Source organism: Streptomyces huasconensis (assembly GCF_021028635.1).
Classification (GTDB): domain Bacteria; phylum Actinomycetota; class Actinomycetes; order Streptomycetales; family Streptomycetaceae; genus Streptomyces; species Streptomyces huasconensis.
This window is the reverse complement of sequence record NZ_CP086119.1, coordinates 2374671-2395729: the sequence shown is the minus strand read 5'-3', so window position 1 is coordinate 2395729 and position 21059 is coordinate 2374671. Positions and strand designations below refer to the sequence as shown.

The following is a 21059-nucleotide window of genomic DNA, read 5'->3' as shown; positions in this document are numbered from 1 at the left end:
TCGTGCGGCGCCCGCGGCCGCCCCGCGCGCTGGGCTGAGCCGCGCGGGGTGCGGCCGTACGGGTGGTGTGTGCGCGTGGGGTGTGCGGGCGGTGTGGTGCGGGTGGCGTGTGCGGGGCGGCGCCCTCAGCGGGGCCCCCGGCCGACTCCGGTACCTCGTCCCACCTGGCACCCGACCCGGCGCCCCGCCAGGCGGCTGCTCCCCCTGGCGGTTTTCCGCCACCGCACGGGCAACTCCCGTACCGCACAAGGCCCCTGACACTCTTCGCAGCGCCCGGCGCCACCCCTGCCCGGACCCGACGAAGAGAGGCAGCCCCATGACGAGAGCCCCCGCGCGGCGAAGAGCCGGGGCCGCGGCCGTCGTCGGTCTCGTGTCCGCCCTGCTGCCCGCCGGGCAGAGCACCACCGACGCCACCCCCACCAAGGCTCCGGCCCCCGCCCGCACCACCACCCCGGCCACCGCCACCCCGGCCACCGTCACCCTCATCACCGGCGACAAGGTCACCGTCACCCCGCTGCCCGGCGGCAGACGGACCGTCACCGTCGACCGCCCGGCCGGGGCGACCGGAGCCGTGCGGACACAGGTGGCGGGCGGCCACGCCACCGTCGTACCGGACGAGGCGCGGCCGTATCTGCGCTCCGGGATGCTGGACGAGCGGCTGTTCGACGTCAGTGAGCTGATCCGGCAGGGCTTCGCCGCCCGCGGCACGGCAGGGCGGGCGCGGCTTCCGCTCATCGTCACGTACGAGAAGAACGCCCGGGGCGCCGCCCGCCCCGTGCCGCGCGGCGCCGAGGAGGTGCGGGCCCTGCCGAGCGTCGGCGGGGTCGCCGTGACCGCCGAGCGGCCCGCCGCCCTGTGGCGCTCCCTGCGCGACGACGCGTCCGGCATCGAGAAGGTCTGGCTCGACGGCCGCGTCGAGGCGGACATGGCGCGGAGCAACGCACAGATAGGCACGCCCAAGGCCTGGGAGGCCGGGCTCACCGGGAAGGGCGTGACGGTCGCCGTCCTCGACACCGGCGTCGACGCCGGGCACCCGGATCTCGACGGCCGGGTCACCGAGAGCCGCAGCTTCGTCCCCGGCGAGGAGGTCGCCGACCGCAACGGCCACGGCACCCATGTGGCGTCGACCGTCGGCGGCAGCGGCGCCGCCTCCGAAGGCGGCCAGGAGAAGGGGGTCGCGCCCGGCGCCTCCCTCGCCGTCGGCAAGGTGCTCGGCGACGAGGGCTTCGGCAGCGAGTCGGCGGTCATCGCGGGGATGGAGTGGGCCGCCAAGGACGTCGACGCCGAGATCGTGTCCATGAGCCTCGGTTCGCAGGAGCCCAGCGACGGCACCGACCCGATGGCCGCCGCCCTGGACACGCTCTCGAAGGAGACCGGCGCCCTCTTCGTCGTCGCGGCCGGGAACGCCGGCGCGCCCTCCTCCATCGGCTCGCCCGGCGCCGCCGACTCCGCGCTGACCGTCGGCGCCGTCGACTCCGCCGACCGGGCCGCCTACTTCACGAGCCGGGGGCCCCGCGCGGGCGACCACGCGCTCAAGCCGGACCTGTCGGCGCCGGGCGTCGGCATTCTCGCGGCCCGCTCCCGGCTCACCGGGGGCGAGGGCCCGTACACGGAGATGAGCGGTACGTCGATGGCGGCCCCGCACGTCGCGGGGGCGGCCGCCCTGCTCGCCGAGAAGCACCCCGGCTGGAGCGGCGCCCGGCTCAAGGACGCCCTGATGTCCACCTCCGCACAACTCGACGCCTCTGTATACACGTTGGGCGCCGGGCGGGTCGGCGTGCCCGGTGCCGTCGACGCGCGGATCACCGCGACCGGCAGCGTCGACCTCGGCTTCCACGCCTGGCCGTACGAGGACGACAAACCGGTGACGAGGAAGCTCACGTACGCCAACTCCGCCGCCGAGCCGGTCACGTTGAGCCTGAGCGTGCGGGGCGCCGCCGACGGGGTCGCCGGCCTCGCCGACACCACCCTCACCGTCCCGGCCCACGGCACCGCCTCGACCACCGTCACCGGCGACGGGGCGGCGGCGCCCGTCGGCAACACCAGCGGCCACGTCGTCGCGAGCGCGGGCGGCGAGCCGGTCGCGCGGACGGCGTTCGGCCTGGTCAAGGAGGAGGAGCGGTACACGCTCACCGTGCACGTCAAGGACCGTGCCGGCGCCCCCGCCCCGGCCGACCTGGTGGTGCAGCGGCTCACCGAGGGCGCCGACCCGCTCCCGGCCGCCGTCGGTGACTCCGGCACCCTGAAACTGCGCCTGCGGCCGGGGACGTACGCCGTGTCGTCCTTCCTCGACGTGCGCGGCGCCCGGGGCGCGGACTCGCTCGGCCTCGGCTTCCTCGCCGACCCGCAGATCGGCCTCGACCGGGACCGCGAAATCACCCTCGACGGGCGGAAGCTGCGCGAGGTCAGTGCCGAGGTCGGCCGGCGCACCGAGACCCGGCACCTGCTGATGGAGTACGCCAGGAAGGCCGGCGGCGCCGAGCTGCAAGGCGCCGTCCAGGTGCCCGTGAAGTACGACAGCGTCTTCGCCGCCCCCACCGCCGAGGTCACCGACGGCACCTTCGAGTACCGCACGGTGTGGCGTCTCGGCAAGCCCCGCGTGGCGGTGAAGGGCCTGCGCGAGGCCGTCGCCCAGCCCGGCGGGACCATCGCCGAGGGACGGCACAGGTGGGCGCTGGTGGACGTGGGCGACGGCACCCCGGACGCGTACGCGGGCCGGGACGTGCGCGGCAAGGCGGCCGTCGTGCGCCGCACGGGCGCGGTCACCGCCGAGCGGCTCGGGCAGGCCGCGCAGGACGCGGGCGCCGCCGCGCTGTTCGTGACGGACGACCGGCCCGGACGCCTGACCGCCTGGTTCGGCACGGACGGCAACGCCGACCGGCCGCTCCAGATCGCCGCGGTCGACGCCGCCGACGGGGCCCGGCTCCTCGCGGCGGCGCAGGCGGGCGGGACGGCCGAGAGCACCGGGACGGCCGACACGCCGTACGTCTACGACCTCTCCGAGGGCCACGAACAGGCCGTACCGAAAGACCTGACCTTCCGGCCGGGCAAGGGTGAGATCGCCGTGCTGGACACGAAGTTCCACGCGGTGAAGCCCGCACTGGGCAGTGAGTTCCGCTACTCGGTCACCGGCACTTTCCCGGTCGGCATCGGCTTCCAGGAGAAGGTCGCCCTGCCCGCCGAGCGGACGGAGTACGTGTCCACGGGCCGGGGGCAGCTGTGGCACGAGTCCGTCTCCACCGGGCCCGGCGCCCTGGAGGAACGCGGCGGACTCGTCACCTATGAGGGCGGCACGCGGACCGGCCTGAACTGGTTCAGGCCCGTCCTGCACCCCTGGCTCGGCACCGGCCTCGGCCGGGGCCAGACGCGCCGCGGCGGCACCCTGGAGTTCGACGTGCCCGGCTGGGGCGACTCGGGCCCGGACCACACCGGCTTCGGCGACGTGTGGAACGAGGCGTCGATGACGCAGGTCAGCGAGGTCTTCGTCGACGGGGTCAGCGCCGACCGGCGCGAAGGCTCCGCAGTGCACGTGGGGGACGCGGACCCCGCCGAACGCAGCTACAAGGTCGTCACCGACACGACTCTCGACGCAGCGCGGTGGCACCTCGCCACGAAGGGCCACACGGAGTGGACCTTCAGTTCGAAGGAGACCCCGGCGGACCGGAAGACCCGCCTCCCGCTGCTCAACCTCGGCTTCGACATCGGCACGTCCCTCTCGGGCGACGTGCGCGGCGGGCGGACCGTGCCCGTCGGCATCTTCGCGGAGTACGTCAAGGGGGCGGCGGACACCGGGCGCATCGGCCGCGGCGAGCTGTCGGTGTCGTACGACGAGGGGGAGACCTGGAAGGCGGTCGTCCTGGACAAGGCCAGCGAGAAGGCCTCCTGGGGAGGGAAGTTGCGGGTTCCCGGTGGCGCCGCGTCCGTGTCGCTGCGGGCCTCGGCCCGTGACGACCGGGGCGGGTCCGTGACGCAGGAGATCATCCGGGCGGTGGGGGTGAAGTGATCACCCCCGCTTCAGGCCTTGTCCTCCTTCCCCAGGGCACGCTTCATGATCTTGCCCATGTCGTTGCGGGGCAGAGCCTGGAGGTAGTGGACGACCCGGGGCCGCTTGTGCGGGGCGAGCGAGGACGCCACGTGGTCCGCCAACTCAGCGGCGGCGGGCGGGTCGTCGGCGTCGGCGGGCACCACCCACGCCACGATCCGCTCGCCCAGGTCGGGGTCCGGCTCGCCGGTGACCGCGGCCTCCCGCACCCCGGCGTGGGCGAGGAGCGCGTTCTCGATCTCGCCTGCGCCGATCTTGTAGCCGCCGCTCTTGATCAGGTCGGTGGCCTTGCGGCCGACGATCCGCACATAGCCGTCGGGGTCGCGCACCGCCATGTCGCCCGTGCGGAACCAGCCGCCCGGCGCGAAGGCCGCGGCGGTCGCGTCGGGGCGGTTCAGGTACCCGGTGAAGAGGTTCGGGCCGCGCACCTGGATCTCCCCGACCGCCTCCGGGCCGTCCGCGGGGAGCGGCTCGCCCGCCTCGTCGACCAGCCGCAGGTCGACTCCCGGCAGCGGCACGCCGACCGCGCCCGCACGCGGCTCGCCGTCCGCGCGGACGCTGGTGTTCATGAGGGTCTCCGTCATGCCGTACCGCTCGATGACGCGGCGTCCCGTGGCCGCCGCGATCCGCTCGTGGTCGTGCACCGGCAGCGCGGCCGAACCGGACACCAGCAGCCGCGCCCCGGCCAGCGCCTTCGCCAACTCCGGTTCACCGGGCAGGGCTTCGGCGATCCGGTGGTACATCGTCGGCACCCCGAACAGCATGGTCGCCCCGGCGCCCAGCTCGCGCGCCACGCCCTCGGTGCTGAACCGGCCGAGGTGGCGCACGCTGCCGCCGCGCCGCAGCGGGCCCAGCGTGCCGAGGATCAGGCCGTGCACGTGGAACAGCGGCAGGGCGTGGACGAGGATATCGTCGCCGGTCCATTGCCAGGCGTCCGCCAGGGCGTCCAGCGTGGTGGCGATCGCGCGGCGGGGCAGGACGGCGCCCTTGGGCGGGCCGGTGGTGCCGGAGGTGTAGACGATCAAGGCGGGGGCTTCCGGGTCGTCCGGCTCCGGGGGCGCGGCTTCCGGGAAGGGCGCCTCGAAGCCCCGTACCTCCACGTCGACGTCGTGCCGCGTCAGATCGGCCAGCGCCTGCGGCAGCACGACGCCCGGCTCGGCCAGCACGAGGGACGGCGCGCTGTCCGCCACGATGTGCGCCAGTTCGCCGCCGCCCGACTTCGGGTTGAGCGGCACGGCGGGCACGCCCGCCCGCAGCGCGGCGACCACGGCGACGGCGGTCTCCAGGGAGGGCGTGGCCCAGACGGCGACGCGGTCCGCCCCGCCCAGCCGGGCCGCCAGCGCGCCCGACGCCGCCGCGAGTTCGCCGTGGCTCAGGGCGCGGTCGCCGAACCGCAGGGCCTCACCGGAATCCCGCGCGTGCGGGGCGGACAGGGTCGGGAAGAGGGGGTCCACGTCTCGTACTCCTCGGAGTCTGCTCGGCCTGTGCGGGGTACACGCAGTCTCACACAGGGTGACGCGGCGTTGCCCGGGAAGCGGCCAGGCCGCCGCCTCCTCGTGGTGGAAGGCGGCGGGAAGGGTGGGGTGCCGGTCAGTACGTCAGCACCACACCCACGTACGAGATCCCGGCGATCACGCCCCACGCCACCAGGCCGAGCGCCGCGACCCGGCCGCCCGTGCGGGTCAGGGACGGCAGGTCCACCGCGCTGCCGAGGCCGAACAGGGCGGCGGCGAGGAGGAGTTCCTGTGCCAGCTGCGCGGCGTCGATCGCGCCGCCCGGCAGCAGCCCGGTGGTGCGCAGGACGACCATGGCGAGGAAGCCCGCGACGAAGAGCGGCACGAGCGGCGGCCGCCGGGCGCCTGCCGTCGCCGTCCCGCTCCGGGTGGCGGCGCGGGAGCGCGACCGGGCCCGCACCGACAGGGCGACGGCCGCGACGAGCGGCGCGAGCAGCGCGACCCGCATCAGCTTGACCAGGACCGCGTCGCCGAGCGCCCCGGAACCGGCCGTCTGCGCGGTCGCCACGACCTGCCCCACGTCGTGCACGCTCGCCCCGACCCAGCGGCCGAACTCCGCGTCGGTCAGGCCCAACGGGTGCTGGAGCAGCGGGAGTACGGCGATGGCGAGCGTGCCGCACAGCGTCACCAGGGCCACCGATGTCGCCGTGTCCCGCTCGTCGCTCTCGGAGACCTCGCTGACCGCGCCGATCGCGGACGCGCCGCAGATCGAGTAGCCGGTGGCGATGAGCAGCGGCTGGTCGCCGCGCAGGCCCATGCGGCGGCCCAGCCACCAGGTGCCGGAGAAGGTCACGGCGACCACGCCGAGCACCATCACGACCGAGGACCAGCCGAGCCCGAGCACGTCGTCCAGGCTCAGCTTCAGGCCGAGCAGCACGATCCCGACGCGCATCAGCCGCTTCGCCGCGAACGTCAGCCCCGCCTTGCCGGGACCGCGTACGAAGTGCCGCGCGGAGCCCGGCAGATGGGCCGCCACGATGCCGAGGACCACGGCCGCGGTGAGCATCGGGACACCGGGCACCAGCCGGTGCACGCCCCAGGCCATGGCGACGCCCGCGGCGTCCAGGGCCAGGCCGGGGAGCTTGCCGTGCGGCCGTCGGACCCGCGTGGTGAGGGGCGCGGTGCGGGTCCTGGCGCGTTCTCCGAGCAGGGCCATTACCGGTCGGCCGGCAGGTCGTACACCCGGCGGACGCTGCTGCCCAGGCGGGCTATGTCGGCGCCGTAGATGTGGAGGGATATCGCGCGCGTGCCGCAGGCGTTCCACACCCGGTGGATGTCGCCGGGCGGCGCGAAGCCGCAGACCGCGCCCAGCGGGTTGACGACGTCCTCCGTGGCGACGAGGCGGCCCGTGCCGCCGGGCTCGGCGGCGGGCACGAGGCGGTAGCGCCGCTCGTGCTCCTCGCCCTCGTGCACCCCGGTGACGCACCACGAGACGTGGTCGTGGACGGAGGTCCGCTGCCCCGGCAGCCACACCAGGGCCACGATCGAGAAACTGCCGTCCTGCTCGGCGTGCAGGACGTGCTGGCGGTACCGCTCGGGGTCGCCCTCGCACTGCTCGTCGGTGAGCAGGTCGGCGGCGCCGAGGTGCGGGGCGAGCCGCTCGCCGACCAGATACGCGGTCAGGTCGGGAGGCAGTCCGCGCCCGACCGCCTCGCGCACGTCGGCGACGAGGGTGTCGAGGCGCTCTGTGGTCCGGGCGGCCGGGTACACGGTCGGAGAGGTCATACCGGCAGCGTGGCGCCGCCCGATCCATCACGTCCAACGACAGTTTCTTGGCGACCCCGAAACTCCCGCTTATGGATCGGGGCGGGCGCGAGCCTTCCGGGCGCCCACGCGAGGGCGCCGGACGGCGACAGGAGCCTCGGCTCAGCAGCCGACGCGGTTGGCCGCCACCGTCCTCAGCTCGTCCAGCACCAGCGCGGTGGCCGGGATGCGCAGATGATCCTTGAGGACGTACGCCGACACCTTGCGCCGCGAGGCGGGGTCCAGGGCGCGGCCGGTCACCTTGCGGTGGCACAGGAAGTTCAGGACGAGCCCCGGCATCATCGCGATGCCGAGCCCCTCGGCGACCAGACTCTGCACCACCAGGTTGTCGTCGGTGGTGAAGGCGATGTCGGGCGCGAAGCCCAGCTCGGCGCACTCGTGCAGGAAGTTGGCCCGGCAGCGCGGGCACCCGGCGATCCACCGCTCCTCCGCCAGCTCGGCGAGCTTGACCGAGCGGCGGCGCGCCATGGGGTGCCCGGTGGGCAGCAGCACGGTCAGCTGGTCCTCCAGGAGCGGGATCTCCGCCAGCTCGTCCGGCACCTCTTCGTGCAGGCCGGGATAGGTGAAGGCGAGCGTGATGTCGCACTCGCCGCGCACCACGCGCCGCAGCGACTCCGGAGGCTCGTCCTCAAGCAGCTCCACGCGCACGCCCGGATGACCCGAGGCGAGGCGGGCCAGGGCCTCCGGGATGAGGGTGGCGTTGGCGCTCGGGAAGGCGCAGACCCGCACCCGGCCCGAGCGCAGCCGCGTGATCGCGTTCATCTGCTGCTGGGCGGCGGAGATGTCGTCCAGGATGATCCCCGCGTGCCGCGACAGCGCCTCGCCCGCCTCGGTCAGCCGCATGCGGCGCCCGACGCGGGTGAACAGGGGGGTGCCCACGGACCGTTCCAGGGCCTTCATCTGCTGGGTGATCGCCGGCTGTGTGTAGCCGAGGGAGCGGGCGGCCGCCGAGTACGACCCGGCCCGGACCACTTCGTGGAACGTCCTGATGTGCCGTGAATCGAACACCGCTGAATCATAAGCAGATATTGGGACGATCGGACATGGGCGGGGGTGTGGCTCATACTGGCCCTTGCCCACGGCGGGAAGGACCAGCGGCCTGCCCGTCAGGAGCCGGGCGGCCCCGCGCCCGCCGGTACGCCCTCCACCCGCTGCAGCAGACCCCACGTGAATTCCGCGACGCACCGCCGGCGTTCACCGCTCCCGTCCGGCGCGGTGAACGCCAGGCGCCACCGCGTCGGCGCCGTGCCCTCCATGGGCCGGGCCGGGGCGAAGGCCCGCGCGGCCTCGTCGACCGTGCACGACCAGGGGGCCAGGTCCTCGACCGTACGCAGCTCCGGCCCCGCCACTTCCGGTGCGCGCACCAGCCTCCCCCATAGCTCGAAAAGCATGGGAGGTGCCCCCACGTTCCACACCGCCCCGTTCGGCGCGAGCAGCACCTCGAAGCGCAGATCCGGCCAGAGCGGCACCGGCCAGAGCAGGGCCTCGCACTCCAGGTCGCCGATCTGCCGGCGGGCGGTCGACTCGGGGGTGCCGAGGACCGAGCGGTAGCGCGCCGCGGCACCCCGCGAGCGGGCCCCCCGCGCCATCGCCTGCCAGCGGCGGTTGGCCTCGCGCATCTGGGCGAGGGAGGCGCCCAGTGCGCGGCGGGCGTCCTCCACGAGACCGGGGTTGTGGTCGGCCATGCGGCGCAGCAGGACCAGCTGGAAGTCCAGCGGGGTGAACGGGGCGGAGGGCGAGGAGGCGCTAGCGGGCATGCGCCCCATCGTCGCGCACCGCGAACGCGCCCGGGCGGCGCCCTTCCGGGAGGAACAGCACCGAGTTGACGTACCGGGGGCGGCGGGGCGTGAGGACCCGGCGCAGCAGGCCCTGCGAGACGACGTAAGCCGTGTCCTCCTGGTGCGCCTCCAGGTCGAAGGCGGCCAGCGGCAGCCAGGTGTCGCCCGGCAGGACCCAGCCGCGGTAGCCGTGGTGGCGGGTGAGCAGGTCCACGATGGGGGCGATCGGCTGGATGCGGGCCTCCAGCTCGATGAAGAGCGCCGGACGGTCACGGGCGATCAGCTCGCGCGCGCCGCGCAGCACCGGTAATTCGTTGCCGTCCACGTCGATCTTGACGAAGCCGACGTCGCGCAGGCCGAGCCCGTCCAGGGTCAGGCACGGCACGTCGACGGCGGTGGCGTGGATGTCGCGGCGGACCAGGGATGACACGCCGCGCCGGCCTTCGTCCCCGGACGGCAGCCAGAGCCGGGCCGTGCCCCGGTGGTCCGTCGCCGCGCCGTGGACGACGCGGACGTTGCCGGGCGTGCTCGCGGCGAGCAGCCGGGCGAGGCGGGGCACCGGCTCGACGGTCACCACGCGGCGGGCCCGCCCGGCGAGGCGGCGCGACCACGGGCCGTACCAGCCGCCGACGTCCACGGCGGTGCCGCAGTCCGGCGGGCACAGGTCGCCGAGACGGGCCAGCTCCGGTTCGAAGCGCGGATAGACGAGACGGGCCAGGGAGGCGATGAGACGGTCGGGGACATAGGGCGCGAGGCGCGCGGCGAGCGTCATGGGCGGCCTCCCCGTCACGGGGATATTCGCTTGAGCAGCTGCTCGTGCTCGTCCTCCGGGACCTGCTCGCCGGAGGAGGGCAGCAGCTGCGGGATGCCGTCGATCACCGGGTAGCGGCGGCGCAGCCGCGGGTTGTAGAGCGCCTCTTCCGGTACGAGGGAACCCTCCTGCGAGGTGACGGGCTCGTCCGGGGCGAGCAGGTGCAGCGGCCCCTTGTCGAGCGGGCAGGCGAGGATCTTCAGCAGCGGGTCTTCGGGGTTCATCCGCTTGTCAACTCCTTGGGCGGGGCGGTGGACTGAGGTGGGGGCGCGTCATGCTTGGGCATGGCGAGCAGCACGGACACCGCGAGCACCGTGCCCGCGATGCGCAGGGCGAGGCGCACCGGGTCGTGCGGCAGGGCCTCGCCGAACGCCAGCGTGCCGAGGACCGCCGTGAACAGCGCCGTCACCGTCGTGCACACCGGGACGATCAGGGAGGCCCGGCAGCGCTGGAGCGCCGCCTGGGACATGACCAGGCCGAACGCCCCGGTGAACAGGAGCAGGTAGGGGTAGGGCGAGAGCAGCAGGTCGACGAGCGCGCCGCCGGGGTTCCGGGTCGTCAGGTGGCTGGAGACACCCTTGATGGCCAGCGAGCTGACCCCGTACAGCAGCCCCACCGCGACGCCGTACTCGACGCCCGCCGACGGCATGCGGTGGCGGTGCTTCGCGCGGCGCTCCGCCGAGCCGTAGAGCCAGACCCCGGCGGCGAGCGAGGGCAGGCAGACGGTGAGGACCAGCGGCACGGGCGCGTCACGGCCGACCGTGTCGCTGTCCTCGCTGAGCGAGAGCACCACCATGAGCAGCGCGAGGAGGATCGCGCCGACCGCGTACCGCTCGCGCCCCGAGGTCCGCTCGCCGAGCAGCGCCGAGGACAGGAGCAGCAGCAGGACCAGGCCCGACACGAAGATGCCCTGGGCGGCGGCGATCGGCAGCGTCCGGTACACCATCAGCTGCGCGCCGAAGCCCGCCGCCAGGGCGAGCGAGCCGCCGAGCCACAACGGGCTGCCGAGGACCTGCCGCAGCAGCCGCAGGGGCTTGCGGACGCTGACCGACGGCATGGCGGTCAACGCCCGCTTCTCCAGGACGAATCCGGTGCTGTAGAGCAGGTTCGCGAGCAGCGCCGCGGCCACACCCCACCACATGGGACTCAGGCCTTTCGGGCGTGCAGCAGCAGGATCGAGGCGGCGCTCGGGACGGCGCAGGCGAGCCGGTCCAGGGCGCGCAGCGGGCGGGGCACGCCGTGGAAGGGCGCGCCCGACAGGCCCACGACCCGGAAGCCGCTCGCCGCGACGAACTCCCGCAGCGCGCGGGCGGTGTAGAGCCGCAGGTGGCCCACGACCTCCTTGCCGGGGCGGCCGTGGATGCCGCGCAGGCTCACCTCGGAGAAGACCGGCTGCACCCCGGCGAGCAGCAGCCCGCGGTTGTACCAGGCCGCGAGGTTGGGGGTGGACAGCATGAGGTGCCCGCCGGGCCTGAGGACCCTCCGCAGTTCGTCCAGCGCGCTGTCGGGGTCCACGAGGTGCTCGATGACCTCGCTGAACAGGACGGCGTCGGCCGCGCCGTCCGCGAACGGCAGCCCGCCGTCGCTGAGTTCACCCCGTACGACGTACGGCAGGTGGGCGTGGGCGCGCTTCAGGGCGTCCTGCGACCAGTCCACGCCGATCACCCGGTGGCCCGCGAGCAGCGGCGCGGCGGTCGCGGCGGCCGTGCCGTCGCCGCAGCCGATGTCCAGGACGGTGGCGGTGCGGGAGGTGGCCGGGCCGAGCGCGGCGGCGAGGATGCGGGCCTGGCGCAGGCTGCGGGCGTCGCCCGACGCCACCGGGACGGCCGGGTTCTCGTAGAAGTCGCGGAGCCCGGCGGGCCGCCCGCCGGTCGCGGTGGTCACTTCGGCCCCTCCTCGGTCCCGTCGGTCACGGTCTGCTCCGTCGCGTGGAGGTAGTGCTCGAACAGCTCCCGTAGGTGCGCCCCGTCACCCTGGCTGAGCAGCGTCTTCGACCAGCGCAGCGCGAGGTGCAGCCGGCCCGCGGTGGACGCCGTGGTCACGGTCAGGCCGCGCGGCAGGCGGGCCGGGGCGGAGAACCACACGGCGTGCGCGCGGCCCGCGTCACCGAAGTCGAGGGCGTACGGGATGCGGCCGATGTTGCTCAGCAACGTCGTCGACGTCCAGGGCGCGGCGGCCCGGCGCAGCCCCCGGGTGACAGCCGCCCTGAGCGTCACCGGCAGCACCGGGGCGGTCAACAACGCGGCGCCGCGCCCCAGTTGGGGCCGGTCCAGGGCCTTCAGCGCGCGGGTGCGGTCGGAGGTGCGCCGCAGCAGCGCGCCGATGGCCTCCGGGGTCCAGTCGCGGTGCGCCAACTCCGCCGCGCTGAACGGCACTTCGACGAGCCGGGTGCCGTTGCCGATCGGCATGGTCGCGTCGCGGGGGCGGTCGTCCACCGGCATCGTGATGCGCAGGGGCTTCGGCCGCGCGCCGTGCTCGCGGTTCCAGTGCGTGAGCATCAGCGCCGTCGCCACCATGAGCTGGTCGTTCACGGTGAAGGGCGAGCCCTTGGGGCGGCGCGGCACGGGCAGCTCCGCGACCAGCATGCCGTTGCCCGGGGAGGGCTCCGGCGCGCCCCGGGCGACCCTGGCGGGCGGCGCCCAGCCGGCGGCGGCGTCGGGCGGCGGGGGAGCGGCCCCGGTGCTCTCGGGGGTACGGGTGGGCGGCGCGGCCGGGGAGTTGTCCCGGCCGCCGTACAGCTCGGCGGCCGTCGCGAGGACGCGCAGGCAGGCCGGGCCGTCCAGGGCGGTGTGGTTGATGGTCAGGAAGAGGACCGCGCCGGGGTCTGCGCCCGGAGGGGCCCCGGGGCCGGGCTCGGCCGCCACGACCTCCAGGCGGATGGGCGGGGAGGCCGACAGCGGCGGCGCCTCGGCAAGCGCCCGCTCGCGGGCCCGCTCCAGGGCGTCCGGTTCCGGCGCCGGGAAGGTCACCACCTCGGTGTCCGGCTCGGCGGTGAGCTCCCACTCGTAACGGCGGCGGTACCAGGGCCCCTTGGCCTCCCGCATCAGGATGCGGGGATGGCGGCGCAGGGCCTCGGTGAACGCGGCCCTCAGCCGGTCGCGGTCCGGGGTGCCCGGCAGGTGCACCTCGATGTGCACGGTCTCCGGTTCCTCCTCCTGGAGGCAGTGCCGGGAGACCTCGTCGACGACGGGGAACGGCACGCGCGCGGGCGGCCGGCCGGGGCCGTCCGCACGCCGTGCCGGGTGTTCCAGTGCGGTCATCGCTGCGTGCCTTCTCCTGAGCCGGGTGTGCGCTTGTGCCGGGGGAAGCGGGCCGTGGCGTCGCTCTGCGGAGCGGGGCCGGGGCCGGGGCCGGGACCGGGACCGGCCGGCTCGGGCCCCCGGGCCGAGACCGTCGGGCCCACCCCGGGATGCGCCGGGGCCGGCGGGGCCGGCTGCCCCGGAGCGGGGCCATCGCCCGGTCCGTACACCAACGTATCGGCGGTGTCCTGCCGCGCCTGCCGCTCCTTCACGGTCACCAGCGCCGCGAACAGCGCGATGAGCGCGAGGAGTTGGGCCAGCGGGCCGAACGCGCCCCGGTCGGCGCTGACCGCCTCCCCGGCCCCGGTCGCCGCCACGACACCCGCGCCCGCCATCGCCACGAAGGCGACCGGCACCAGCAGCGTGTGACGCCACCAGGCCAGCAGGGCCAGCGCCGGGACGAGCAGGGCGAACGGGCCCGCGATCACCGCGGCCACCAGCGTCAGCGCCACCGTGCCGAGGACCGGGCCGGGCGCGGGCGGCGCGGGCACCAAGGCATCGGTGCTGCGCTCACGGCGCCACAGGATGACGAGACCGATCAGCGCCAGGACACCGGCCCCGGCCAGGATCAGGCCGATCTCGTAGGTCCGCGACGGCTCGTAGGTGAGCTTGACCGTGCCGCCCTCGCCCTCGGGGACGAGCCAGCCCTGCTGCCACCCGTCCAGCCGCAGCGGGCTCAGCTCCTTGCCGTCCAGGGTCGCCTTCCAGCCGTCGTTCACGTTCTCGTACGTCGTGAGGTACGAGGCCGCTCCCGCGCCGACGCTCACCTCGCGGCGGTCGCCCAGCCAGTCCTTGACCTTCAGCTCACGGGCGGTCTCGTCCACCGTGCCGGGGGTGCCCCGGGTGAGGGAGGCGTCCATGACGGCGAGGGGACCCGCGTCGCCGGTCTCCACGCTGTGCGCTCCGGCGTCGAGCCGGACCGCCGTGTCCTTCTTGCCCCGCTGGCAGAGGCCGACCTCGACCGGCCTGCGCTCGGTGAGGTCCGCGACCTTGCCCTTGGCGCTCGTCTCGTACAGCTTCCCGTCGATCGACATCACCGGGCCCTGGCCGCAGGGGAGCGAGAAGCGCTCCGAGGCGTCGGGCTGCGGGGTGCGGTACCTGTCGAGGGCCGGGACATAGACCTCCGTGAGGCCGACCGGGAGCCTGAGGTCGTCGTCCGCCACCGGGTTGTGGACCGTCAGCGGAGCCGTCTTCGTGATGGTGATGTCCATCTGGTCCGTGGTGATCGGGGCGAAGCGGGCGTTGCCGTGCTCGTCCACGCCCGCGGTGGCCGCGCCGTCCGGCGAGCTGATCTCGATCTTCTCGGGCCGGGTCGACAGGCCGCCCGCGCCGGGCAGCACGATCTCGCCCACCGGCTGCTTGTCCGGCCACTTGAGGCGGATCACCGGGCGGTTGTCCGTGCCCGCGATCCACGCCGTCGTCAGATCGCCGTCGGTGAGGTTGCGCGGCGACAGGCCGTTGCCGAGCCGGGCCGTGGAGTCCGCGGTGGCGGTGATCCGCGGCTTCTGCTCCGGGGCCACCTTGTACAGCAGCTCGTCCAGTTCGGGGCCCGGCACGGCCACGGCGCTCGCCTTCACCTCGTACGCGCCCTCGCCCGTCGTCGTGAAGCGGCGGTGCAGGCCCGATTCGGTGTTGACCGGCGAGAGGGCGCTCGGGTCGGAGGAGCGGTGCAGAGAGTACGTCGTCGCGTCGGCGCCGGCCGCCTTCCGCGCGTCCTTGGGCAGCTGGAGCAGCTTGGTGACGCGCACGCCGGGGAGGCTGATCTCCGAGAAGCCCGCGCCGGTCAGGCCGGGGCGCGCCTCCTGGGTCTCCACGATCGTGATCTTGATCCACTCCGTGGTGCCGGGACGGGCCTTGACGCGCTGCGCCATGCCGTTGGGCTGGAGCGTGCTGGTGACGGAGCCCCGCTCGGTCTCCACGCGCACCCGCGTCGGCGCCGACCGCACGCTGTTCTGCGGCAGCGGTGTCACGCGGAAGGACGAGGGGACCGTGGTCGCGGAATCGAACTCGGCCTTGATCCACTCGCCGCCCGACGAGCCGGAGCCGCCCTCCGCCCAGGCGGTGGCCGGGTTGCCGTCGAAGGCGTTCACCGGGTCGTACTGCGGCAGGTGGAAGAGCCAGCTGCCGTAGGAGGAGGCCGTCACCGACTTGGCGCCGCGCAGCTCCGCCGTGGTCTGGTGCTCCACGCCGTCGGTCGGCAGGATCTGGTGCGGCTTCTTGCCCGGGTCCTGGACCGCGTCGGGCGCGTTCCGCTCGTCGGGGCCGTAGGTGTACGACGTGTTGGTGTTGACCAGGCCGAAGCGGGTGTCGGCGCGGCGCAGCCCGTCACCGACCGCCAGCAGGCCCGGCGTGCCGACGCCCGGGTGGTTGTCGCCGGTCAGCACGGCCGGGCGGTCGCGCATCGCCGGGTCGGCGGAGAGCGGCAGCAGCGACTCGGGGCCGCCGCTGACCACCGCCGTGTTGGAGACCGGCTTCAGGCCCGCCTGGCCGGGGCGCTCGGCGCCCTCGCCGGGGGCGTAGACCTCCACCGCGCGGTGGCGCGGGTAGAGCCCCTCCACCTGGAGCGGGGTGTCGTCGGGGATGACGCCGCCGGTCATCTTCGGGCCGAAGCCGGTGACGCGGCGGAAGCCGGACTCCTCCAGGGTGCGCTTGACCGTCGCGGTCGGGACGTGGCCGACCTGGTCGGGGTCGAGGTCGTTGCGCACGACGACGTAGTACAGCCCGGCGCGGGTCAAGTAGTCGCTCAGGCCCGGCACTTCGCCGCCGGTCATCAGCGCCTGCTCGACCGCGTCCATCGCCCGGCGGTTGCCCGGCGTGCCGAACGGCACGTAGTCGCGCTGCGCCCAGCGGGACTCCGCGAGCACGTCGAGGGGCTGGTCGATGGGGGAGCCCCAGGTGTAGATGCCGTGCGCGGTCGCCGGGACGACGAGGGCACGCGAGTCGGGGGAGTACTTCTCCAGCCAGTCGGCCGTCGCCTGCCAGTACGTCGGCAGCTTCTGGAACGAACCGGGCTGCAGGATCGAGCCGTTGAGGTACGGCCAGGCAAGCCCCGGCAGCACCAGGACCGCCGCGATCAGCGTCGCGTACCGCCTGCCGCGCACCGGCCGCGCCCCGCGCGCCTGCGCGGCGACACCGACCAGATGCATCAGGCCGAGGACGAGGGCCAGCGCGAGGCCCGCCTGGAACTTGTAGATGTTGCGGAAGGGGACGAGCCCGCCGTTCAGCCACGACTGGACGGTCTCGTGGAAGGGCGCGCCGAACGCGCCGCCGTACCCGGCCAGCGTGATCAGGGCGACCGACAGGACGGTCAGGACCAGCCAGCGCCGCTCGGGCAGATCGCGCCGGGCGAGCCCCGCGAGACCGAGGGCGGCCGCGAACGCCGAGCAGACGACGGTCACGACGGCCGTCGCCACCGTCCAGCCGGCCGGCAGCCAGGCCTCGCCGAAGTACAGGTACGCGACCCAGTTACCGGCGCCGCGCAGCGTCTCGGTGGCCGACATGGTGCCGGTGGTGGTCGCCGAGTTCTCCACGTACGGAAGGAAGTTCTCGCCGTGGATGCCCAGCATGAGCAGCGGCACGATCCACCAGGCGGTGGCGAGGATGACGCCCGGTACCCACCAGGTGATCAGCTTCCGCTTGCGCGGGCCGTTCGGGCGGGAGAGCAGGTACAGGGCCACCGGCAGCAGGGACGCGAGGGTCGCCGCCGCGTTCACGCCGCCCATGAACGGGATGATCAGCGCCGAGCGGCACGCGGCGAGGCGCGCGCTGAGCCGCGGGTCGGCCAGCGGCAGCAGCACCCACGGCAGGACCGCGCCGGGCAGCGCCGCCGCCGACGTCGAGCCGACCACCACGGTGAACGTCGGCCACAGCGCGTACGCCACCGCGCCGAGGAGCCGGCTGTGACGGCTGCCGATGCCGAGGCGCTCGGCCAGCCGCAGGGCGCCCCAGAAGGCCGCCGCCACGATGAGCGACAGCCACAGCCGCTCGGCCAGCCAGACCGGCAGCCGCACCAGGTCGGCCAGGCCGTAGAACGGCAGCATCGGGAACGCGTAGCCGACGTACTGGTCCTGGATGCCGCCGAAGCCGCCGCGGTCGTGCCACAGCTGGCCGAGGTCGGAGAGGAACTGCCAGGGGTCGACGGTGACACCGAGCTTGGTGTCGAACGTCATCCGCCCGGGTCGCACCGCGAGGAACGCCACGAGCACCACGGCCCAGAACCCGAGCAGCCAGCGCCGCGAGCGCGGCCCCCGCGAGGGTTCAGGGGCGTCGGTCGTGGGTCTTACGGCGGCCGGGGGTGGGGCCTGGACCGTGGTCATGGACACCGCCTGAGTATGAGGAGGAGGTTCCAGGTCGCGACCTCGCGCACACCCGGGACCTTGGTGATCGCCCCGGCCAGGAACGGCCAGTAGCGTGAGCGCGCCGACACCACGGCCACGTCGTCGCGGGCCCGCACCTGGCGCAGGGTGGCTCCGACGTGGTGTGCGAAGAGGTTCTCGCCGAGCGTGTGCTTCGCGGCTTTTCCGGTACGTCGTTCATAGCGGGCGCGGGCCCGGTCGGCGCCCAGGTAGTGCCAGGGCGCCCACTCGTGACCGCCCCAGGGGGAGAGCCAGTTGGTGAACGAGACATAGATCAGCCCGCCGGGGCGGGTGACCCGGACCATCTCGCTCAGGAAGGTCTGCGGGTCGTCGACGTGCTCCAGGACGTTCGAGGAGAACGTGACGTCGGCGACGGCGTCCGCCAGCGGCAGCAGATAGCCGTCGGCGACGACCGAGCCCTCGGGGGGCTTGGTGCCCGCCGCGGTCATCTCGGCGAGGTCCGGCTCGAAGAGGTGACACTGCGCGCCGCGCCGCCGGAACTCCTCGGTGAAGTAGCCGCCTCCGCCGCCGATGTCGACGACGACGCGGTCCTTCACCGGGACGTACGCCTCCACCTGGTCGGCGGCGTCCTTCGCGAGGAGGGTGTAGCAGCGCTCGGGCTCCTGCTGTTCCCGCAGGAACGCCCGGAAGAGCGTGACGGAGCGACGCAGGGACGGGTCTTTCACTTATGTCCCCTGCGGGGTCGGGGGCCCGGTGGGCGCGTGGTGGGCGGCGACCGCCTCGGCCGCCACCGCCTGGAACTGCCGGACCGTGTTGCCCCAGCGGAACTGCGCGGCCCGCTCGCCGGCGGCCTTGCCCAGCGCCCTGCGGCGCTCGCCGCTGAGCGCCAGCGTGCACCAGGCGGCGGCGAAGGAACTCTCGCCGCGCGCGAGGAGGCCGGTCACGCCGTCCTCGATGGAGTCGCGGACCCCGGGGACGTCGAAGCCGACCGAGGGCGTCGAGCGGGTCGCCGCCTCGGTGATGACCAGGCCCCAGCCCTCCACGGCCGAGGGATGCAGCAGCATCCAGGCCTCGCAGAGCAGCCGGTGCTTCTCCGCCTCGGAGACATGGCCCCGGAACTCCACGCCGGGACCGGCGAGCTGCTCCAGGCGGGGCCGCTCGGGGCCGTCACCCACGATCACGAGCCGGCCGCCGGTCACGGGCCGCACCCGCTCCCACAGTCGCAGGAGGAGATCGATCCGTTTGTACTCGACGAGGCGCCCCATCGCGAGGAACAGCGGCTCGTCGGAGCGGGCGTGCAGCGGGCCCGGCTCCTCCACGCCGTTGTGCACGATGCGGATGCGCTCGCGGTCCACGCCGATCGCGCGCAGGGCCGTGGCCGTCGACGGCGAGACGGCCACCAGCAGGTTGCCGCGCTGCGCGCCCGACAGGGCCCAGTGCTCCAGCCTGCGCCCGAGCCGGGCCGCGGGGGCGAGCGCGCCTTGGAAGCGCATCCCCCACAGATCGGTGTGGACGTGGTTGACCAGGCACAGGGTCGGCCCGCGGTGCCACAGCGGCGCCAGGTACGGCATGCCGTTGCAGACCTCCACCAGCAGGTCGCAGTCGCCGACCTGCCGGGTGAAGGCGGAGCGCGCCCGCAGGTAGTGACCGAGGTCGCCACCGGCGGAGACCACGCGGTAGTCGCGGTAGGCCGCGGGCCCGCCGCACAGCAGCGTGACCTGGTGACCCAGCTTGCTGAGCCCGTCGGCCAGCCGGTCGACGAGCAGTTCGGAGCCCCCCGCGGCCGGATTGCCGAGGTCGCGGTGGGCGAGGAAGACGATCCGGCGCGGCTGTGGGGGAGGCGCCGGGGGGCGCTGCGCGTGCCGTGGGGAGGCCTCGCGCAGCGAGGACGGTACGTGCTGGGGCATGCGTGCTCCAACTCGTCTCAGGGTGCGGAACTGTGGGGGGTCCGGGCGGGCGAAACGGTCCTGCTGTGCGGTGCTTTGGTGGTGCTTGGCGGTGCTTGGGCGGTGCTTCGGTGGTGCTTGCGCGGGGCGGTGCAGGGGTGCTTGCGCGGTGGTACGGGGGGCTTGCGGGGCGGTGCTGAGTGGTGCGGCGGCCGGGCCGCGCGACGTGGGGCCGTCGCGGAGGTGCTGTGTCCGGCCTGTGCGGGGGTGGTGCGGGGACTGTGCTGGGGTGGGGGTGGTTAGTTTTCGCTGCCCCTTACCGCGGGTCTACTCACCGAGGTGACAATTTCCGGCCTTTTCCCGGCTGACGTCTCATCACATCGTGCTGGACTGCAGGGTCGTCGTGGACGTCCCAGGATGCGGACTCCCGGGCTCCGCCGATCCGCCGTCCCCGCCGGGGCCGTTCCCGTGGCCTCCGGGGCCCTCCACGCCGTCGTCCCGGCGTCCTCGTACGACCCAGACGGCACCGGCCAGGGCGAGCACCGCGCCGAGTACCCCGGTGACCACCGGAAGAGTCTCACCGACCAGCTTCAGCCGGTCGCTGTCGTCCTTGGCCAGCTTGACCTGCGCCTTCTGCGTGGCCGGGGTGAAGGCGATGCGCTCGCTGTCGAGCAGCACCCTCGCGTCCTTGTCCGAGCCGGGCGCGCGCAGCGTCTTGCGGGGCCCGATCGCGGCGTAGATGATCCGGCCGGTGCGCCGGTCGGCGACGAGCTCGATGCCGTGGTTGGCGTAGTACTCGTCGGCGATCACCTGGCTCTTCTTCGGCTGGCCGACCAGCCGCCCCGGCACCTGACGCGTGCCGGTCTTGTGGGGCTTCACCGTCGCCGTGAACCGGTAGCCCTCGTACCCCTGGATCTTCTTCGTGCCCCGGTAGGTGAGCGGCACCGTCGCGCCGAGCGTGTTGTCCCACCAGCGGTAGGAGCGCTTCTCCACGTCGAAGGGGAACTTCAGGTACGCCTCCCCCTCGAAGTACGGCTCCTCGTCGCAGCAGTGCACCGGCTTGTTCGTCCTGCGGTCGGTGACCCAGCGCTCCTTGGTCCACTGGAGCGCGTCGTGCGGGGTGGCGGCGGGCAGCGACGCGTCCGGGTCGACGGAGGTCACCACGTCCCAGACGGCCCGCCCGCTCTCCTCGCTGTCGGCGACGTCGCCGCGGACCTGGCGGGTGATCGTGAGGTTCTTGTCATGGACCGTCTTGATCTTCTTGGTGTCGAAGTAGCTGCCCTTCCCCTTGAAAACCGTAATGGTGTCGATATCTGTCGGCGTGCGTTTCGCACGGGGCTCGACGTACCAGGCCAGCATCGGTGCCAGGACCAGAAGAAACGCGCCGAGGCCTAGGAGGATCAGGGAAAAGGGCGAGGTGGTGCGGCGCATGGGGGCACTCCTGGGCTAAGGGCGGGAGAAGTGTTACCGAGCCGTACGTATGGGCCGGGAACCGTAGGCGCACCCTTGACTAGGTGTCAATGGATGCAGAGACTGGGGCCCAGCCGGACGGGGCCGGCTGGGACTGTACGACACAGACTCCGCGGCGCCACCGTGCGCCGTGGCCCGGACTGTGTGCCCGGGGTGGGGACGACCTCCGACAGAGAGGC

15 protein-coding genes are annotated in these 21059 nt (G+C 74.1%); 1 reads left to right on the top strand and 14 read right to left on the bottom strand.

What is annotated here, in order from left to right; all coding sequences use genetic code 11:
- The first annotated feature begins 316 nt into the window (after positions 1-316).
- A complete protein-coding gene (locus J2N69_RS10775; RefSeq protein ID WP_230900531.1) occupies positions 317-4003 on the top strand; it encodes a S8 family serine peptidase in 3687 nt (1228 codons plus the stop codon).
- An 11-nt stretch (positions 4004-4014) separates the two neighbouring features.
- On the opposite strand, the gene J2N69_RS10770 is transcribed toward J2N69_RS10775, so the two are convergent.
- The 14 genes from J2N69_RS10770 to J2N69_RS10705 all read right to left on the bottom strand — a co-directional run bounded on the left by J2N69_RS10770 (position 4015) and on the right by J2N69_RS10705 (position 20841).
- Positions 4015-5496 carry an acyl-CoA synthetase gene (locus J2N69_RS10770; protein ID WP_230900530.1) on the bottom strand — a complete coding sequence of 494 codons (1482 nt, stop codon included), beginning with the start codon at positions 5494-5496 and terminating at the stop codon, positions 4015-4017.
- Between the two features lie 136 nt (positions 5497-5632).
- A complete protein-coding gene (locus tag J2N69_RS10765) occupies positions 5633-6712 on the bottom strand; it encodes a YeiH family protein (RefSeq protein ID WP_230900529.1) in 1080 nt (359 codons plus the stop codon).
- Entirely contained in the window at positions 6712-7281 is a 570-nt protein-coding gene (locus tag J2N69_RS10760; protein WP_230900528.1) for a cysteine dioxygenase family protein, read from the bottom strand. Before J2N69_RS10760 ends, J2N69_RS10765 begins: the two co-directional genes overlap by 1 nt.
- 141 nt (positions 7282-7422) lie before the next feature.
- Positions 7423-8328, bottom strand: coding sequence for a LysR family transcriptional regulator (locus J2N69_RS10755; RefSeq protein ID WP_230900527.1), 906 nt, complete (start codon positions 8326-8328; stop codon positions 7423-7425).
- A gap of 98 nt (positions 8329-8426) precedes the next feature.
- Positions 8427-9086, bottom strand: coding sequence for a hypothetical protein (locus J2N69_RS10750; protein WP_230900526.1), 660 nt, complete (start codon positions 9084-9086; stop codon positions 8427-8429).
- Positions 9067-9870, bottom strand: a complete 804-nt coding sequence (locus tag J2N69_RS10745) for an FkbM family methyltransferase (RefSeq protein ID WP_230900525.1) — start codon at positions 9868-9870, stop codon at positions 9067-9069. Before J2N69_RS10745 ends, J2N69_RS10750 begins: the two co-directional genes overlap by 20 nt.
- Before the next feature lie 14 nt (positions 9871-9884).
- The gene (locus J2N69_RS10740) at positions 9885-10133 is read right to left on the bottom strand and encodes a Trm112 family protein (protein ID WP_230900524.1); all 249 of its coding nucleotides are present in this window, start codon (positions 10131-10133) and stop codon (positions 9885-9887) included.
- Positions 10130-11038 carry a hypothetical protein gene (locus J2N69_RS10735; RefSeq protein ID WP_230904677.1) on the bottom strand — a complete coding sequence of 303 codons (909 nt, stop codon included), beginning with the start codon at positions 11036-11038 and terminating at the stop codon, positions 10130-10132. The genes J2N69_RS10740 and J2N69_RS10735 overlap by 4 nt, the downstream gene beginning before the upstream one ends.
- Positions 11039-11055: 17 nt before the next feature.
- The gene (locus tag J2N69_RS10730) at positions 11056-11793 is read right to left on the bottom strand and encodes a class I SAM-dependent methyltransferase (RefSeq protein ID WP_230900523.1); all 738 of its coding nucleotides are present in this window, start codon (positions 11791-11793) and stop codon (positions 11056-11058) included.
- Positions 11790-13169, bottom strand: a complete 1380-nt coding sequence (locus tag J2N69_RS10725) for a condensation protein (protein WP_230900522.1) — start codon at positions 13167-13169, stop codon at positions 11790-11792. The genes J2N69_RS10730 and J2N69_RS10725 overlap by 4 nt, the downstream gene beginning before the upstream one ends.
- A complete protein-coding gene (locus J2N69_RS10720) occupies positions 13166-17524 on the bottom strand; it encodes a DUF3367 domain-containing protein (RefSeq protein ID WP_230904676.1) in 4359 nt (1452 codons plus the stop codon). The genes J2N69_RS10725 and J2N69_RS10720 overlap by 4 nt, the downstream gene beginning before the upstream one ends.
- Positions 17521-18249: a class I SAM-dependent methyltransferase gene (locus tag J2N69_RS10715; RefSeq protein ID WP_230900521.1), complete on the bottom strand. Its 729-nt coding sequence runs from the start codon at positions 18247-18249 to the stop codon at positions 17521-17523. The genes J2N69_RS10720 and J2N69_RS10715 overlap by 4 nt, the downstream gene beginning before the upstream one ends.
- Complete coding sequence (locus tag J2N69_RS10710) at positions 18250-19431, bottom strand: glycosyltransferase family 4 protein (protein WP_230900520.1); 1182 nt, start codon at positions 19429-19431, stop codon at positions 18250-18252.
- 354 nt (positions 19432-19785) lie between these two features.
- Positions 19786-20841, bottom strand: a complete 1056-nt coding sequence (locus J2N69_RS10705) for a cell envelope lipid trafficking protein PgfA (RefSeq protein WP_230900519.1) — start codon at positions 20839-20841, stop codon at positions 19786-19788.
- Between the last annotated feature and the right edge of the window lie 218 nt (positions 20842-21059).

Bases quoted from the DNA above. Each gene is read 5' to 3' on its own strand.
- J2N69_RS10705 (WP_230900519.1), bottom strand. From the start codon at position 20,841: ATGCGCCGCACCACCTCGCCCTTTTCCCTGATCCTCCTAGGCCTCGGC.
- J2N69_RS10775 (WP_230900531.1), top strand. From the start codon at position 317: ATGACGAGAGCCCCCGCGCGGCGAAGAGCCGGGGCCGCGGCCGTCGTC.
- J2N69_RS10745 (WP_230900525.1), bottom strand. From the start codon at position 9,870: ATGACGCTCGCCGCGCGCCTCGCGCCCTATGTCCCCGACCGTCTCATC.
- J2N69_RS10765 (WP_230900529.1), bottom strand. From the start codon at position 6,712: ATGGCCCTGCTCGGAGAACGCGCCAGGACCCGCACCGCGCCCCTCACC.
- J2N69_RS10720 (WP_230904676.1), bottom strand. From the start codon at position 17,524: ATGACCACGGTCCAGGCCCCACCCCCGGCCGCCGTAAGACCCACGACC.
- J2N69_RS10760 (WP_230900528.1), bottom strand. From the start codon at position 7,281: ATGACCTCTCCGACCGTGTACCCGGCCGCCCGGACCACAGAGCGCCTC.
- J2N69_RS10725 (WP_230900522.1), bottom strand. From the start codon at position 13,169: ATGACCGCACTGGAACACCCGGCACGGCGTGCGGACGGCCCCGGCCGG.
- J2N69_RS10710 (WP_230900520.1), bottom strand. From the start codon at position 19,431: ATGCCCCAGCACGTACCGTCCTCGCTGCGCGAGGCCTCCCCACGGCAC.
- J2N69_RS10750 (WP_230900526.1), bottom strand. From the start codon at position 9,086: ATGGGGCGCATGCCCGCTAGCGCCTCCTCGCCCTCCGCCCCGTTCACC.
- J2N69_RS10740 (WP_230900524.1), bottom strand. From the start codon at position 10,133: ATGAACCCCGAAGACCCGCTGCTGAAGATCCTCGCCTGCCCGCTCGAC.